The sequence below is a fragment of the Nocardia sp. CDC160 genome (assembly GCF_035818795.1).
Classification (GTDB): domain Bacteria; phylum Actinomycetota; class Actinomycetes; order Mycobacteriales; family Mycobacteriaceae; genus Nocardia.
This window is the reverse complement of sequence record NZ_JAYKYT010000003.1, coordinates 321,167-337,284: the sequence shown is the minus strand read 5'-3', so window position 1 is coordinate 337,284 and position 16,118 is coordinate 321,167. Positions and strand designations below refer to the sequence as shown.

The 16,118-nt window shown below is 68.8% G+C and carries 15 protein-coding genes; 5 read left to right on the top strand and 10 right to left on the bottom strand.

From position 1 onward, the window contains the following. The first annotated feature begins 188 nt into the window (after positions 1-188). Positions 189-2,450, top strand: a complete 2,262-nt coding sequence (locus tag VMT40_RS16145; protein WP_326358988.1) for an Hsp70 family protein — start codon at positions 189-191, stop codon at positions 2,448-2,450. 337 nt (positions 2,451-2,787) lie between these two features. Here the strand turns inward: VMT40_RS16145 and VMT40_RS16140 are convergent, their stop codons facing one another. The 3 genes from VMT40_RS16140 to VMT40_RS16130 all read right to left on the bottom strand — a co-directional run bounded on the left by VMT40_RS16140 (position 2,788) and on the right by VMT40_RS16130 (position 4,919). Beyond that, positions 2,788-3,549, bottom strand: a complete 762-nt coding sequence (locus tag VMT40_RS16140) for an SDR family NAD(P)-dependent oxidoreductase (protein ID WP_326358987.1) — start codon at positions 3,547-3,549, stop codon at positions 2,788-2,790. A 118-nt stretch (positions 3,550-3,667) separates the two neighbouring features. Then, positions 3,668-4,315, bottom strand: coding sequence for an HAD family hydrolase (locus VMT40_RS16135; protein ID WP_326358985.1), 648 nt, complete (start codon positions 4,313-4,315; stop codon positions 3,668-3,670). Positions 4,316-4,352: 37 nt separating this feature from the next. Further along, entirely contained in the window at positions 4,353-4,919 is a 567-nt protein-coding gene (locus tag VMT40_RS16130) for a hypothetical protein (protein WP_326358983.1), read from the bottom strand. 135 nt (positions 4,920-5,054) lie between these two features. Here VMT40_RS16130 and VMT40_RS16125 point away from each other — a divergent pair, with 135 nt between their 5' ends. From VMT40_RS16125 to VMT40_RS16115, 3 genes are read left to right on the top strand one after another with little or no spacing between them, the layout of a single operon-like run. Beyond that, complete coding sequence (locus tag VMT40_RS16125; protein WP_326358981.1) at positions 5,055-5,762, top strand: TIGR00266 family protein; 708 nt, start codon at positions 5,055-5,057, stop codon at positions 5,760-5,762. Between the two features lie 9 nt (positions 5,763-5,771). Next, on the top strand, positions 5,772-6,641 hold the full coding sequence (locus tag VMT40_RS16120) for an alpha/beta fold hydrolase (RefSeq protein WP_326358979.1): 870 nt from the start codon (positions 5,772-5,774) through the stop codon (positions 6,639-6,641). A gap of 23 nt (positions 6,642-6,664) precedes the next feature. Next, complete coding sequence (locus VMT40_RS16115; protein ID WP_326358978.1) at positions 6,665-7,906, top strand: FAD-dependent monooxygenase; 1,242 nt, start codon at positions 6,665-6,667, stop codon at positions 7,904-7,906. A gap of 7 nt (positions 7,907-7,913) precedes the next feature. On the opposite strand, the gene VMT40_RS16110 is transcribed toward VMT40_RS16115, so the two are convergent. From VMT40_RS16110 to VMT40_RS16085, 7 genes are all read right to left on the bottom strand, one after another. Then, positions 7,914-8,795 carry a sirohydrochlorin chelatase gene (locus VMT40_RS16110; protein WP_326358976.1) on the bottom strand — a complete coding sequence of 294 codons (882 nt, stop codon included), beginning with the start codon at positions 8,793-8,795 and terminating at the stop codon, positions 7,914-7,916. A gap of 2 nt (positions 8,796-8,797) precedes the next feature. Continuing rightward, positions 8,798-10,117, bottom strand: coding sequence for a sulfate adenylyltransferase subunit 1 (locus VMT40_RS16105; RefSeq protein ID WP_326358975.1), 1,320 nt, complete (start codon positions 10,115-10,117; stop codon positions 8,798-8,800). After that, positions 10,117-11,043: a sulfate adenylyltransferase subunit CysD gene (gene cysD, locus VMT40_RS16100; protein WP_326358974.1), complete on the bottom strand. Its 927-nt coding sequence runs from the start codon at positions 11,041-11,043 to the stop codon at positions 10,117-10,119. The genes VMT40_RS16105 and cysD overlap by 1 nt, the downstream gene beginning before the upstream one ends. After that, entirely contained in the window at positions 11,022-11,732 is a 711-nt protein-coding gene (locus VMT40_RS16095; RefSeq protein WP_326358973.1) for a phosphoadenylyl-sulfate reductase, read from the bottom strand. Before VMT40_RS16095 ends, cysD begins: the two co-directional genes overlap by 22 nt. 30 nt (positions 11,733-11,762) lie before the next feature. After that, positions 11,763-13,550, bottom strand: coding sequence for a nitrite/sulfite reductase (locus VMT40_RS16090; protein WP_326358972.1), 1,788 nt, complete (start codon positions 13,548-13,550; stop codon positions 11,763-11,765). A 119-nt stretch (positions 13,551-13,669) separates the two neighbouring features. Continuing rightward, the gene (locus VMT40_RS39370; RefSeq protein ID WP_354835468.1) at positions 13,670-13,762 is read right to left on the bottom strand and encodes an Ms4527A family Cys-rich leader peptide; all 93 of its coding nucleotides are present in this window, start codon (positions 13,760-13,762) and stop codon (positions 13,670-13,672) included. A 105-nt stretch (positions 13,763-13,867) separates the two neighbouring features. Next, positions 13,868-14,725: an immunity 49 family protein gene (locus VMT40_RS16085; RefSeq protein ID WP_326358971.1), complete on the bottom strand. Its 858-nt coding sequence runs from the start codon at positions 14,723-14,725 to the stop codon at positions 13,868-13,870. Between the two features lie 148 nt (positions 14,726-14,873). On the opposite strand from VMT40_RS16085, the gene hemW reads away from it, so the two are divergent. Beyond that, positions 14,874-16,097, top strand: coding sequence for a radical SAM family heme chaperone HemW (hemW, locus tag VMT40_RS16080; protein WP_442789990.1), 1,224 nt, complete (start codon positions 14,874-14,876; stop codon positions 16,095-16,097). The last annotated feature ends 21 nt before the right edge of the window (positions 16,098-16,118 follow it).

Genomic DNA, 16,118 nt, shown 5'->3' with positions numbered 1-16,118 from the left:
GACCAGTAGATTCGCCACCTTCGCTACTGGACGCGAAATCTTTTCTCCCAATTCGATATTCATCCCCCGCTAACGCCAGCTAACCTGAACGCGCTGTTTGGAAAACGACCGCGACCACATGGTTGGTACGCCCGTGGAGGCCGTGGTCTCGGTGCGTTGACGGGATAGCGATGACAGTTGGCTTTGGCATGAGCATCGGCACAGTGAACTCCGTATGGGCGACCACGGCCGGTGATCGGAACCGGCCCGCGGTGCGCGTTCGCCGGACCGCCGTCACCTTCGACAGCGCCGGTGGGCCGCATATCGGGGGAATTCCCCGCTTCGCCCCGGTGGTCACCGACTTCGCCGATCTCACGGCCGAGCCGGACCCGGTGGTCATCAACGGTCGCATCTGGTCCCCGGCGGATCTGGTGGCGGCCGTGGTGAACGGGCTCATCGAGACCAATGCGCCCGAAGCGCCCGCCGTAAGCACCTATCCGGCTTGCTATTCGGACAAACACGTCACGCGATTGCGGCGGGCGCTGGACTGGTCCGGGGCCGCGGACGTCACCCTCATGCCCGAGCCGGTCGCCGCGGTGGAATGGCTCGACAGCGAATACGGCATCTCCGAATCCGGGCTGACCCTGGTCTACGACCTCGGGGGCAACAGTCTCGACATCGCGGTGGTGCGCACCGAGGCGGACCGCGAGGAACGCGGCATCCTCGGGCGGGCCGAGCGCTCCCACGACTACGGTGGCCGCCCGCTCGGCACCCTGCTGGCCCGGTACGCGCGCAGCATCGCACCCGGTGCGGCACAACCGGTTTCGGCCGTGGTGCCCGCTTCCGATACGAATCGGCTGCGCAGCTGGCACATTCGCAATTCGCTACGACTCGTGCGCTCGGTGGTGCACCGGGCCGGTCTGCACATGGAGGAGATCGATCGGGTCCTGCTCATCGGCGGTGCGGCCCGGCCCGCGGAGGTGGCGCGGGTGCTGGCCGATCTCGGTCGCCCGGTCATCATGTCGCCGGACCCTGCGCACACCGTGTCCGTGGGCGCGGCCATCGCCGCCTTTCGCAGCATCGACGCCGGATCGGCCATTGGACGCTATGCCCCTCGCGCCGCCGTGATCTCCGGTGCCGCGGTGGCTTCCGCGCTGGCCATGTCCGCGGCCACCGTGCTGGGCGGGCCGGTTGCCGGACCACCCGGCCTGCAAGCCGCACCGGAACCGACCGACCAGCCGGTGGGGACCGCCGCGCTCGGCACGGGGGACGTCATCGTCTACGAGGACGCGGGCGCGCCGCCCGGCACCCACACCCACGCCATCGCCACCGTGGCCGCGGTCCGCGCCTACGCCCCGATCGCCCCGACCGTCACCCAGACCTGGGTCCACGGCCGCCCGGTCGACACCACCAGCGGCGGCACCCACTGCGAAACCCGCATGCTCTCGGACACGGTCGTCACCTACGCCAACCCGGCCCAGTTCACCAACCCGCTGCCCTTCCAGAACCCGGCCCTCACCGGCTGGAACGTCGGCTCCTTCAGCGGCCAGGTCCCCACGGTCAGCGTCCCCGGCAATACCGCCCAACCGATCTCGGCCACCCTCCCCGGCGGCACCGGAACCATCCCCGGCGCAACCCAACCCGGCACGGGCCAGCCCGGCGCTACGCCGCCCGGCGGCAGCCAGCCCGGCACGACTCCCGGAAGCGCCACGGGCGGAACCCAACCGGGCACCCCCGGTGGCACGACTCCCGGCACCGGAACCCCGGCGGCGGGCGACCCGGGTTCCTCGGCCCCCGGCGGCAGCACCCCCGGAACCGGAACCGGCGGAACCGCCACCGGCGGAACACCATCCGGCGGATCGGACCCGGGCAGCGCAACCCCCGCGGGCGGCGGTTCGACGCCCGGCGGCACAACCGGCGACCCGGCCGGAGCGAACACCGGTGGCCAGGCACCCGGCGGATCCACCTCGGGCGGTTCGACGTCCGGCGGTACGGGCACCGGTGGCGGTACCGACACAGGGGGTGGAACGGGTACCGGCGCCGGAACAGGTACCGGAGGTACGGGTGCCGGAGGAACTGGTGCCGGTGCAGGTACCGGTGGAGGTACCGGAACAGGCGGCGGCGCAACATCTCCCGGCAGTTCCACCCCCGGCGGTGGTAGCCCCGGCGGCGCGAGCACAGGCGGCGGCACCCCATCGGGCGGAACCGGCGGTGGAACGCCCGGCGGTGGAACGCCCGGCGGTGGAACCGCGACCGGCGGTGGCTCTCCCTCCGGCGGTACCGCCACCGGCGGCGGTTCCACGGGCGGCGGCAACCCCGGTGGCTCCTCACCCGGCGGCGGCACCCACACCGGCGGCGGCATGGGCGGCGGCTCCATGGGTGGCGGGGGAATGGGTGGTGGCGGCATGGGCGGCGGCGGTGGAGCCGGAGGCGGCGGCAAGGGCGGAGGTGGCGGCGGTGCCCACCACTGAGAACCGAACCGTGTGCCGGGTAATGAGTTTCGGCTTGACCCGTAGGCGGCGTGCTGTCCCACACGCCGGTGCGGGTGGCGGGGGAGGCGGGGCGGTGGAGTCCCACCATCTGTCCCCTCCCCACGGCGACGCAGGTGGTCGGCGGGACTGACCACCCCGCCCCACCTCGTCCCCGATTCCGAGCGCGCCGGTCGCGGCGCGCTCCACGGTCCGGCGGCGGAAGCGTGAGGGACCTGCAACCCTCACCCTTCCGTCGTCGAAAGTGACCGGCCCACCCCGCGTTTCCAGTGCCCGGGCGCGGTGGTGGGCCTGTCGCGACTTCGCGATCGGGTGGGAGTCAGCGGGCGGTGAAGCCGCCGTCGATGGCCAGGGCCGCGCCGGTAATGAAACTCGCCTCGTCGCTGAGCAGGTAGGCGCAGAAGGCGGCGATCTCGTCGGGCCGGGAGATGCGGCCGAGCGGGTGCAAGGCGGCGATGGCGGCCTCGCCCTCGGGCGTCGCGCCCATGGAGTTGCGGAAGGCGGGGGTGTCGACCGCGCCGGAGACCAGCGCATTCACCCGCACCGACCGGTTGGCAGCCTCCAGCGCCACGGCCCGGGTCAGGCCCACCACACCGTGTTTGGCGGCCACATACGGCGCGACCTGCGCCATACCGACCACGCCCAGGTTCGAGGCATTATTGAGAATCGCCCCGCCCCCGCTCGCGGCCAACGCCGGAACCTGGTGGCGCAGACCGTAATAGACCGCCGTCAGATTGAGTTCGAGATCGGCGCGCCACCCGGCCTCGTCGATCTCCTCCACCGAGCCGAAGGCATTGACTGCCCCCGCATTGTTGAAAGCCGCGTCCAGCCGCCCGAATTCGGTGACCGCCGCGTCGGTCAGGCGCGCGACCTCGGCCTCGACCGTCACATCGGTGGGCACGAAGACCGCCCGGCCACCCGCGGCGCGAATCTCTTCGACCATCCGGTCCCCGGCCTCCTTGCCGCGCGCGCCGAGCACCACGCTCCCGTCCTCGGCGGCAATGCGCCGGGCCGCGGCCGCCCCGACCCCCGAGGTGGCTCCGGTGATCAGAACGACCTTGCCTGTGAAGCGAGCATCCATGACTGCATTCCCCTTGCGGTAGAGCCGATTTCGTTGACATGTCATAGTCAACGCCGCGCGGGGTGTGGTCGCTGGCGGAAAACCGCCGTCACATTTGATGCGTCATGTATTGGTGAATTCAGGCGGGCGACAGCAGATCCGGCAGTTCGTCGAGCCCGTCGATAATCCTCGCCTGAGCCGCCTCGGGCAGCTCGGCGGTCAGATAACCCCACGGCCCGCGCCGAATCAACACCGGCACCATGCCCGCCGCCACCACCGGCACCACATCGTTGTCGACCCGATCACCGACGTAGGCGATCTCCTCGGGTTCGACACCGGCCACCTCGATCACCCGCGTGAAGAACTTCGGATCCGGCTTCTCCAGATCCCATTCGGCCGAGGTGTACACCGCGTCCACCGGCAGCCGCAACCGTTCGAGGGCCGACTTCGCCTGCGGCGGTTGGTTCCCGGCGATGATGACGGTGATGCCCCGGCGCCGCAGTTCGCTCAGCGCCCGCCGCACATCCGGGTACAGGTCGTCCCCGTCGAAGTTGTTGCGCAGGCTTTCCGGCTCCTCGGCGGCCCACGCGGACTGCTCGGCCTCGAGATCCAGGCCCGGCCGCACCAGTTCGAAGGCGTCGGTGAGCGGTCGCCCGGTGGCGGCCATGCCGCCGATGACGCCCAGGAACGCGAAGCGCGGGATATCGAGCCGGTCGGCCCACCGGCACCAGATGCGCGTCTCGTCGATCAGCGTCTCGCCCACATCGAATACCGCAGCCTTGATCATTCGCCCAGCGTATCGGGCGGTCGATCGGGCGCGGGGATCAGCGCTGCGCGTTGAGGAAGCCGATGACCGTCGCGCCCCACCAGCACAGCTGCGACACCAATCCGGTGGCCGCGCCCCAGGCCAGCAGGCGACCGGTGAGCGGTGTGTCGCCGCGGGCGCGCAGTCGGCGGTTCAGTGCGCAGGCCTGAATCCCATTGAGCGTCAGCATCAGGACCAGGGCCAGCTTGGTGCGCGTCATGGTCGAGGCCAGGTTCGGTTCCAGCACGCAGCCGCTGGCCACCAGTCCGGCCAGTCCCAGCCAGATGGGGGCGTGCAATCGGCCCACGGCGCGCAGGGTCTCGGTCAGGGTGAGACGCCCTGCGGCCCAGCGCAAGACGAAGGAATCGGCCATGAGCACCCCGCCGAAACCCACCACCAGCGAGGCGAGGTGCACGAACAGTCCGCCGGTGTGCACGGCCGGACTGGCGGTGACGTGGGCGGCGATCCAGACGGCCGCGGTGAGGGTGCCGGTGGCCAGCAGGGCGTAGGCGGACACGATTCCCCAGGAATCGTGGGGTATTCCCGCGGTCCCGGTGCGATACCGGGCGCTGCTGGTCTGGAGCATGGTCGAGCCTTCTGTTAGGTAAGGGAATCCTAAATTACTAGGAAGGTCGGGCCGGTGGCAAGCCGGTGACGATCACATCGCGATCGGCGGCGGGGCACACTGGTGTGAGTCGCGAACCACGGGAGGGGAAACCTGATGGACGCCAGAATCCGGGGAACCGTCATGCCGGTCCTCGAGGTCGCCCTCGAACCGGGTGACAGTCTCATCGCCGAAGCCGGGCAGCTGTCGTGGATGACCGACTCGATCCGGCTCAATACCTCGACCCGGGGCGCGGCCGGTGGCATGTTCGGGGCGGTGCGGCGGGCGCTGGCCGGTGCCGGGCTGTTCATGACCGAATACACCGCCCACCGCGTGCCCGGCCGGGTGTCCTTCGCCGCCAAGCTGCCCGGCCAGATCATGCCCGTACAGATCGCGAAGGACCGTGAATACCTGGTTCATCGGCACGGATTCCTCTGTGCCGCAGGTGATGTGCGAGTGGCGCTCAGCTTCCAGCGCCGCCTCGGCGCGGGCATCTTCGGCGGTACCGGCTTCACCCTGCAGCGGCTCTCCGGCGACGGCTACGCCTGGGTGGAACTCTCCGGCGAGGTCGTCCCCTACGACCTCGCGCCGGGCGAGACATTACGCGTACACCCCGGCCACGTCGGATTGTTCGAAGGCTCGGTCAATTTCGACATCACCATGGTGAAGGGCATTCGCAATGTCCTCTTCGGCGGCGACGGCCTCTTCCTCGCCGCCCTCACCGGCCCCGGCCGAGTCTGGCTGCAATCCCTCACCATCACCAACCTCGCCCACTCCCTGATCCCCTACCTCCCCTTCCCCGAACCCGGCTCCCAAAACCGCTGAGGCGACCCGATGTTCACCGGCTTCCAAGAATTCGACATCCCAACAACGGCCGGGCACATTCACGGTCGGGTGAAGGGCACCGGCCCGCCGGTGCTCCTGCTGCACGGTATTCCCGAGACACACCTGATGTGGCATCACGTCGCATCGGAGCTGGCCGAGACATTCACCGTGGTCGCAACGGACCTGCGCGGATACGGCGACAGCGGCACACCACCGAGCGCACCGGATCACGGCCCGTACAGCATGCGGGAGATTGCCCGGGAGCAGGTGGAAGTGATGGTGGCACTGGGGCATCGGCGGTTCGCCGTCGTCGGGCACGATCGGGGCGCGCGGTGCGCCTACCGGATGGCGCTCGACCATTCCGGGGTGGTCGAGCGGCTGGCGGTCCTGGATGTGATCCCCACGGGCGACGTCTTCCGGGCCGAGCTCGGTAGCGGGTTCTGGGTGTGGTCGTTCCTCGCGGCTCCGGAACCCGTTCCGGAGCAGTTGATTTCGGGATCACCCGGGGTGCTGGTCGATCACATGCTCGACTCGTGGTCGAGCACCCCGGGAGTGTTCTCGGACGAGGTGCGCGACGCGTATCGGGCACAGTTCCAGGACCCGAAGCGAGTGCACGCCATCTGCGAGGAGTATCGGGCCGCCGCGACACTCGATCGCGAGCACGATGAAAACGACCGGGGCATCCGGAAGATCGAGTGTCCGACCCTCGTGCTCTGGGGTGAGACCGGCGGGATCGCCGACGGGGCAACAGATCCACTGCGGGTATGGGGAAAATGGTGTGACACGGTGACCGGGACGGCCTTACCCTGCGGACACTTCCTCCCCGAGGAAGCCCCACGCCTCACCACGGATGTGCTGTCGCGTTTTCTGCAGGCTTGACCGGTTCAACTCGGAGGTTCACCATGTCTCGACCGATTCGCGTGCTGGTCTGCGGGGGCGGCATCGCGGGCAATGCGGTCGCGCTCCAACTGCTGCGGGCCGGAATCGACACCACCGTCGTCGAACGCGCGCCCGCGCCGCGGCCGGGCGGGCAGGCCGTCGACCTGCGCGGGCCCAGCCGCAAGGTGGCCGAGCGAATGGGCCTCATGCCCGGCATCCGCAAGCGGCAACTCGACGAGCGCGGCATGGTCTTCATCGACGAGCGCGGGCGGAGCCGCGCACGCATGCCCGCCGAGATGTTCGGTGGCGAGGGGTTCGTCGCCGAGATCGAGATCGCGCGGGGTGAGCTGAACCAGGTCCTGCTCGACGAAATCGCCGGGCTCCCGGCCGAATCCGGAACGCTCGACTATCGCTACGGCGACTGGGTCGAGGACATCGATCAGGACGCCGAGACGGTGAAGGTCCGTTTCGCCTCCGGTGCGGTCGCCGAGTTCGATGTCGTGATCGGCGCCGACGGACTGAATTCCGCGTTGCGCGAGAAGGTCTTCGGGCCGCGCGAGCAATTCGTCGAATACCTCGGCGCGTATATCGGCTTCTTCACCATCCCCACCCCGCCCGGCACCACCCTCGAAACCGGTTGGGTCGGTGTCTATCCCGTTCCCGGCAGCACCGTCGCGCTGCGCCCGGACCCGGATCCGGCGACCTCCATGGCCATCGTCACCACCCGTATTCCCGCCGACCCCGCGCTGCGCGGCGATCTCGAAGCGCAGCAGCGGCTCATCCGCGAACGGCTGACCGGCTACGGCTGGGTGATCCCGGACATCCTGAACGCCATGGCCGACGCCCCCGATTTCTACTTCGACGAGGTGGCCCGCGTCCGCATGCCGCACTGGTCGAAGGGCCGGATCGTCCTGCTCGGCGACGCCGCCTGCTGCGGTTCGCCCATGACGGGCATGGGCACCGCGCTCGCCATTATCGGTGCGTACCTGCTGGCTGGTGAAATCGCCGCCACCCCAAACGATCTCACGCGGGCCTTCGACCGCTACGAGGAACTCCTGCGTCCCTTGGTCACCGAAATCCAGAAGGGCACCGAAACCCAGGTTCGCCTGCGTCACCCCGAAACGCGCTGCGGTGTCGCCATCATGCACATCCTTATCGAGACCTTGACGTCGCGGCCCTTGTCACCCTTGCGCGCCTTGCTGACTCGCCTGATCGGCAAGCAGGCCGAATACCCGCTGCCGGACTATCCCACCGCCGAAAGCTGATGCGAACTCAGGCCGAGAGCTCGAGTGGCAGGGCGGCCGTGGTGTAGCGGTCGAGGGCGACCTCGGCCAGCAGCGGGTGCGCGCCAATGGTTTCGGCATGCGTGACACCCGGAAGCGAGTCGCGCAACCGGTCGGTAAGCAGTCCCGGAGCCAGGAACCAGGGCGCGACCAGAATCCGCTCCGCACCCCGGGCCCTCAGGCGTGTGAACGCCTTGTCGAGCGTGGGATCGGTGGTGGCGAAGCAGATCTCGGTGTCCCAGCCCGTCAGTGCCGTGAGCAGGCGTGCGACATCGCCGGTGCGAGCGTTCGCGGCGGGGGAGGAGGAACCGACCGCGGCGACCGCGATGCCCAACCTCCTTGCCATGCCGGGATGGAAAGGAGAAGCGTCGCCGCGCAGCGCTTCCAGCACCCGATCGCGCAGGGCGAAGATCAGATGTGGATCGGGGCCCAAGACATCGGCCTGGGTCAGGCACAGGCGCGGATGCCGAGAGCGGGCCTCGTCCAGCAGACCGGGGAGGTCCACTCGCGCGTGGAATGCGCTGCCCAGCAGCAGCGGAACGACGATGGCGTGCGTATGCCCGTCGGCGGCAACGGCATCCACGACCTGATCCACCGAGGGCGTGCTCAGGTCCAGGAAGGCCAGGCGCACATCGAGATCCGGTCGCTGGGCCGCGATCAGCTCGACCACGGCCCGCATGGTGGCGGCCGAGCGTGGATCCCGGCTGCCGTGCGCCACGGCGATGAGCGCGGGTGCGTTCTGCCGCCGCGCGGGCCGGGGCGGGCCGCTGTATTTGGTCGTTATCGACCCGAAGGCCGGGCCGGGCAGGGGGCGGGCGGGCGCTCCGCCCGGCGGGACGGCCGGAAATGCGCCGTTGCCGGGCGGATTCATCGTCAGACCCCGGCTTCGGTGGCGAATTCGGTTTCGGTGCCGACCTCGACCGCGGTGAGGGCGTCGCCGACCAGGCCCGCGGCCAGGGTGTTGCCGCCCGCGGGATCGATGAGCAGGAACGAGCCGGTGTGGCGGTTGACGCTGTAGTCGTCGGCCACGATCGGGTCGGCCACGCGCACCGAGATGCGGCCGATGTCATTGAGCGACAGCGACTCCGGGTTCGGGTCCGCCGACAGGTGCTGCTCGTCGAAACGCTCGAGCAGCGCGCCCACGATCGCCTGGGTGGTGCGGGTGCCGTGCTTGAGCAGCAGGCGCGCGCCCGGGCGCAGCGGCTTGTCGCCGAGCCAGCAGACGGTGGCGTCGAAGGAGTCGATGGGCTCGGGGGCGCCCTTGGCGGCGGCGATCACATCGCCGCGTGAGACATCGACATCGTCGGCCAGGATCAGCGTGACGCTGCGGCCCGGCTGTGCCGACACCAGCTCACCGTTCGGGGTGTCGATGCGCTCGACGGTGGTGCGCGTGCCCGACGGCAACACCACGACCTCGTCGCCCTTCGAAACCACGCCCGCCGCAACCTGTCCCGCGTAACCCCGGTAGTCCGGGTACTCGGCGGTGCGCGGCCGGATCACGTACTGCACCGGGAAGCGCAGGCCGACCTGGTGGCGGCCGTGCGCGTCCGCGTCCACCGGCACCGACTCCAGGTGCTCGATGAGCGACGGCCCGCTGTAGTACGGGGTATTCTCCGACCGCGAGGCGACATTGTCACCGTGCAGCGCGGAAACCGGGATCTCCTGCACATCCTCGGCCGCCCAGCCGAGTTTGGTTGTCAGCTCCGCGAATTCGGACTTGATCTTCTCGAACACGCCCGCCGGATCATCGACCAGGTCGATCTTGTTCACGGCCAGCACCAGCTTCGGCACGCCCAGCAGCGCCATGACGGCGGCGTGGCGGCGAGTCTGCTCGATGACACCCTTGCGGGCATCCACCAGCAGGATCACCAGCTGCGCGGTCGACGCGCCGGACACCGTGTTGCGGGTGTACTGCACGTGCCCCGGGGTGTCGGCGAGCACGAAAGACCGCTTGGGCGTGGCGAAGTAGCGGTACGCCACATCGATGGTGATGCCCTGCTCGCGCTCCGCGCGCAGGCCGTCCACCAGCAGCGACAGGTCCGGGGTGGACAGACCCTTGTCGACCGACGCGCGGGTGACCGCGTCGATCTGGTCCGCCAGCACGGACTTCGTGTCGTAGAGCAGCCGCCCGACCAGGGTGGACTTGCCGTCGTCGACCGATCCGGCGGTGGCCAGTCTCAATAGGTCGGACATCAGAAGTAACCCTCTCGCTTGCGGTCTTCCATGGCGGCCTCGGAGACGCGGTCGTCGCCGCGGGTCGCGCCACGTTCGGTGAGCCGGGACGCGGCGACCTCGGCGAGGATCGCGTCATTGTCGGCGGCGTCGGAAATGATTGCGCCGGTAGTGGATCCGTCGCCGACGGTGCGGTAGCGCACCGACTTGATCAGCAGCTCCTCGCCCTCGGCCGGGCCGCCCCAGACGCCGGGGGTCATCCACATGCCGTCGCGCTGGTAGACCGGGCGCTCATGGGCGTAGTAGATGCTGGCCAGCTCCACGTCCTCGCGGGCGATGTAGCGCCAGATGTCCAGCTCGGTCCAGTTGGAGATGGGGAACACGCGCACGTGCTCGCCGGGCGCGTGGCGGCCGTTGTACAGGTTCCACAGCTCCGGGCGCTGCCGCTTGGGATCCCAACGCCCGAACGCGTCACGCAGCGAGAAGATCCGCTCCTTGGCGCGCGAACGCTCCTCGTCGCGGCGGCCGCCACCGAAGACCGCGTCGAAGCGGTTCTCGTTGATGGCGTCCAGCAGCGGCACGGTCTGCAGCGGGTTGCGGATGCCGTCCGGCCGCTCCTGTAGTCGCCCGTCGGCGAGGTAGTCCTCCACCGACGCGACATGCAAACGCAGCCCGTACTTCTCGACCACCTTGTCGCGGAAGGCGAGCACCTCGGGCAGGTTGTGCCCGGTGTCCACGTGCAGCAGCGCGAACGGCAGCGGCGCGGGCCAGAACGCCTTGATCGCCAGGTGCAGCAGGACGGTGGAGTCCTTGCCGCCGGAGAACAGGATCACCGGCCGCTCGAACTCGCCCGCCACCTCGCGGAAGATGTGGATGGACTCGGACTCGAGAGCCGCGAGAGTGTCGAATTCTGTCTCGAGAGAGGTCATGACGCGTGCAACCCGCATTCGGTCTTGGCGAGCCCGGCCCAGCGGCCGGATCGCGGATCGGATCCCGGTTCCGGCTTCCGCGTGCACGGAGCGCAACCGATGGAGGGATAGCCCTCTTCCACAAGGGGATTGACGAGAATGCCATTGGCCTCGATGTAGGCGGCCATCTCGTCATCCGACCAGGCGGCGATCGGATTGATCTTCACCAGGCCGAAGCCCTCGTCGTAGGAGATGAGGGGTGCGTTGGCGCGAGTCGGCGCCTCCACTCGACGGATGCCGGTCACCCAGGCGTTGTATCCGACGAGGGACTTCTTCAGGGGGACCACCTTGCGCAGGCGGCAGCATTCACCGGCGTCGCGGGCGAACAGATCCTTGCCCAGCAGCTGATCCTGTTCGGCCACAGTGTGTTCCGGCGTCACGTTCACGATGTTCACGCCGTAGACCAGCTCGACCGCGTCACGGGTGCCGATGGTCTCGGCGAAGTGGTAGCCGGTGTCGAGGAACAGCACGTCCACGCCGGGGCGGACCTGGGCGGCCAGCTGCACCAGCACCGCGTCCTGCATGTTGGACGCCACAATGTAATTCGAGCCGAAGGTGTCGTCGGTCCACTGCAGCAGTTCCTGCGCGGTGGCGTTCGGGCCGAGCTCGGCCGCGCCCTTCTCCGCGATGGCCCGCAGCTCGGATTCCGCGAGTTTCGTTGTGGTCATTGGTGCTTTTTCCATTGTTCCAGCCCCTACCTACCGCAGATCTGCTTCATCGGCACGAACAGCCCACTGCGCGAATCGCTCGCCCTCGTCCCGGTTCTTGACGAAATTGCGCACGACGCGCTCGATGTAGTCGCCGACCTCTTCGCCGGTCACCTTGTGCTGGCGCAACTTCCGGCCGAAGGCGGCATCGAAACCGAGGCTGCCCCCGAGGTGAACCTGGAAGCCCTCGATCTGATTCCCGTTGCCGTCGTCGACCAGCTGGCCCTTGAAGCCGATATCGGCGATCTGCGACCGACCGCAGGAGTTCGGGCAGCCGTTGATATTGATCGTGATCGGCACGTCCAGCTCGGCATTGATGTCGGCCAGCCGCTGCTCCAGCTCCGGCGCGAGTGCCTGCGAGCGCTTGCGGGTCTCGGTGAACGACAGCTTGCAGAACTCGATGCCACTGCAGGCCAGCAGGTTTCGCCGCCAGTGCGACGGACGCGCGTGCAGGCCCAGCGGTTCCAGCTCGGCGATCAGGTCTTCGACCTTGTCGTCGGGCACGTCGAGCACGATGAGCTTCTGGTACGGCGTGAAGCGCACCCGGTCCGAACCGGCTCGCTCGATGGCCTCGGCGGCCTTGGTCAGGATGGTGCCCGACACGCGACCGGCGATGGGGGAGAAGCCGATCGCGTTGAGGCCGTTGCGCAGCTTCTGCACGCCGATGTGGTCGATGGGCCGCTTCGGCTGCTCGGGGGCCGGGCCGTCGATCAGCTTGCGCTTCAGGTACTCGGTCTCGAGCACCTCGCGGAACTTCTCGATGCCCCAGTCCTTCACCAGGAACTTCAGGCGCGCCTTGGTACGCAGGCGGCGGTAGCCGTAGTCGCGGAACAGCGACACGACCGCTTCCCATACATCGGGCACCTCCTCGAGCGGCACCCACGCGCCGACGCGCTGGGCCAGCATCGGATTGGTGGACAGGCCGCCACCGACCCAAAGATCAAGGCCCGGACCGTGTTCGGGATGCACGACGCCGACGAAGGCGACGTCGTTGATCTCGTGCACCACGTCCTGCTGGCCGGAGATGGCGGTCTTGAACTTGCGCGGCAGGTTGGAGTACTCCTTCTTGCCGATGTAGCGCTTGACGATCTCCTCGATGGCCCAGGTGGGATCGATGATCTCGGTGAGCGATTCACCGGCCAGCGGGGAACCCAGCACCACGCGCGGGCAGTCGCCGCACGCCTCGGTGGTCTGCAGGCCGACCGACTCCAGCCGCCGCCAGATCTCCGGCACGTTCTCGATCTCGATCCAGTGGTACTGGATGTTCTCGCGGTCCGACAGGTCCGCGGTGTCGCGCGCGAATTCGGTGGAGATCTGCGCGAGCGTGCGCAGCTGCTTCAGGTTCAGGGCACCGGCATCGCAGCGCACCCGCATCATGAAGTAACGGGCCTCGAGGATGTCGATGTTCTCGTCGCCGGTCCAGGTGCCGTCGTAGCCCTGCTCGCGCTGGGTGTAGAGACCCCACCAGCGCATGCGGCCGCGCAGATCGCTCTTGTCGATGGAGTCGAATCCGGCCTTGGAGTAGATGTTCTCGATGCGCGCCCGCACATTGAGCGGGTTGTCGTCCTTCTTGCTCTGCTCATTGGCATTGAGCGGCTCGCGGTAGCCGAGCGCCCACTGCCCCTCCGACTTGCGCTTGACCGGACGGGCCGTGCGCTCGCGCGGGGCGACGGGCGCGTCCGAGCGCGGACGGTCCGGACGCACGCGTCGCTCCGAGGCGGGCTTTTCGGGCCGGGCGGAGTGAGCGTTATCGGAAGTGGCGTCGGTGCTCGACGTCATGGGGGTCGCTCCTGAAGGTCTTGCGGGCAGGCGGGAGGGGCTGGCTCACGCCTCCGATATCAGAGAACCGGCTCTTACAGCGTCAGAAGGACGCTGGATTCCGGGGAATGGGAGCCGATCTACCGGAGGCTTCCCGGCAGACAGCTCGCGCTGCAGACGCGCTTGAAGTCGACATGGCGACGCGCCACGAGTCGTACTCCAAGTCCAGTCATGTGGCTTATTGTGCCACGTCAGAAGGGTCGTTCCGACTGCCGGATCGAATTTTCCTCAGTTTCCCGGGAAATCCCCTGGATATATGTTCTGTTTTGTGACAGGTGTCATAGATCGCTGGTGCTGGACGTGAGTCGCGCCTTGGCGGATTCGATTCGGTTCAGTTCGTCCGCCAACTCGGGGGAGTACATCCAGTCCGGGCGATCGATGAATCCGGCCGGTAGGTACTCGGAGCGGACGGCCGTGCGATAGCCCAGATCCCGCGCCCAGCAGGACAGGGCCAGCAGCGGCAGCGAGAAGACGCCCTCCGGATCGTGTCCCCAGGTCGCGGTATCGAAGAACTCGCGATGCGAGCGCAGCGCCTGGGCCAGCTGGCGGTCGAACCCGTCGGAATCGCCCTCGGCCAACCGCACGAACACCTCGATGGCCGGGCGCAACAACAGATCCGTCACCCGCTGCGCCCCCACCCGGCTGCGGGTGTCCAACCCCCACGCCGCCTCCGCCACGCTGCGCGGCCCGAACCGCCAGGCGCTCTGCAACAGCCGAACCCACTCGTACTGGAAGTCGTCGAACGCCCCGTCGCCATACTCCCGGAGTCGATCGACGGGGTACTCGATCAACTCCCGCATGGCCTCCGCGTCCCGCGCGATCAGCGTCCACCAGAACGCCGCCCGCCACCCCGCCACCCGATCATGTCGATCGAACCCGTACTCGATCCCGCTGGCCCGAAACCGCCGCGTGATCGTCCGCTCCGTCGACCGTGCGAAATACCAGGTCCGCGACCGCAGCGCGGCCGGATCCGCCATCAGCATCCGAGCCAGCAGCGTCCCGTCCATCGACCGCGAGAAATTCGGCCCCTCCGGCCGGGGAGGCACCCGCACCCGCCCGACAACCGCCGCCACCGACCCCTCGTCCACCTCCCGAATCGACCTCGGGTCAATGGCATGCCGCGGTATCTCGATCATCGGACCGTCCCCAATCCGCCTGCGGAGCCTCCACCCGGCCCCTCGAAACCCCTTGGAATGTACTCGGATTCGAGCCGGTGCGCCGCGTGAGCGGGCGGCCCGCGCAGGCGGGTGAGCTGTGACGGGGGCAACCGGTCACACTGGAGGGGTGACCTCGACTGTTCCCGATCGGACCTCCGGCACCGCCGCGGCGGACGAATCGCCCGTGCCGGTGCTGCGTGATTTCGGGGGCGGGGCGTTCGGGATCTATGTGCACGTGCCGTTCTGTGCGACGCGGTGCGGGTACTGCGACTTCAACACCTATACGGCGGGGGAGTTGGGGAGTTCGTCCTCGCCGCAGTCCTGGTTCGAGGCGTTGAAGGGTGAACTCGCTACGGCGGCACGGGAATTCGATGCGTTGCCGTCGGAGACACCGGCGGTGGAGACGGTGTTCGTCGGGGGCGGGACGCCCTCGCTGTTGGGTGGTGACGGGCTGGCCGGGGTGCTGGACGCCATTCGCGACAACTTCACGCTCGCGTCGGGGGCGGAGGTGACCACCGAGTCCAATCCGGAGTCGACCTCGCCGGAGTTCTTCGAGCGGCTGCGGGGTGCGGGGTATACGCGGATTTCGCTGGGTATGCAGTCCGCCGCCCAGCATGTGCTGAAGATCTTGGACCGCACGCACACTCCGGGACGGGCGGTGGCCGCTGCCCGGGAGGCACGGGCGGCGGGGTTCGACCATGTGAACCTCGATCTCATCTATGGGACGCCGGGGGAGACCGACGCCGATCTCGATGCGAGCCTCGACGCCGTGCTTTCGGCGGGTGTGGATCACGTGTCCGCGTATTCGCTGATCGTCGAGGACGGCACGGCCCTGGCCCGCCGCGTGCGTCGCGGCGAGTTGCCCGCCCCCGACGACGATGTGCTCGCCGCCCGCTACGAACGCATCGACACCCGCCTCGAAGCCGCGGGCCTGCACTGGTACGAGGTCTCCAACTGGGCCGCCTCCGACGCCGGACGCTGCCGCCACAACCTCGGCTACTGGGACGGCGGCGACTGGCTCGGCGCGGGCCCGGGCGCACACAGCCACGTCGGCGGCGTCCGCTGGTGGAACCTGAAACACCCGGCGCGCTACGCGGATCGGGTCACCACCGGCCTCCTCCCCGCCGCCGGTTGGGAGTCCCTCACCCCCGAAGAGCGCTACACCGAACGAGTCATGCTCACCGTCCGCCTCCGCACCGGCCTCCCCCTCCCCGACCTGGACCCCTCCGGCCGCCGCGCCGCAGATCGAGTCATCGCCGACGGCCTCGCCGAACTAATGGATGACCACCTCATCCTCACCGATCGCGGCCGCCTCCTCGCCGACGGCGTGGTCCGCACCCTCCTCAGCTGAGTCGTATGGAGATTCCGAACG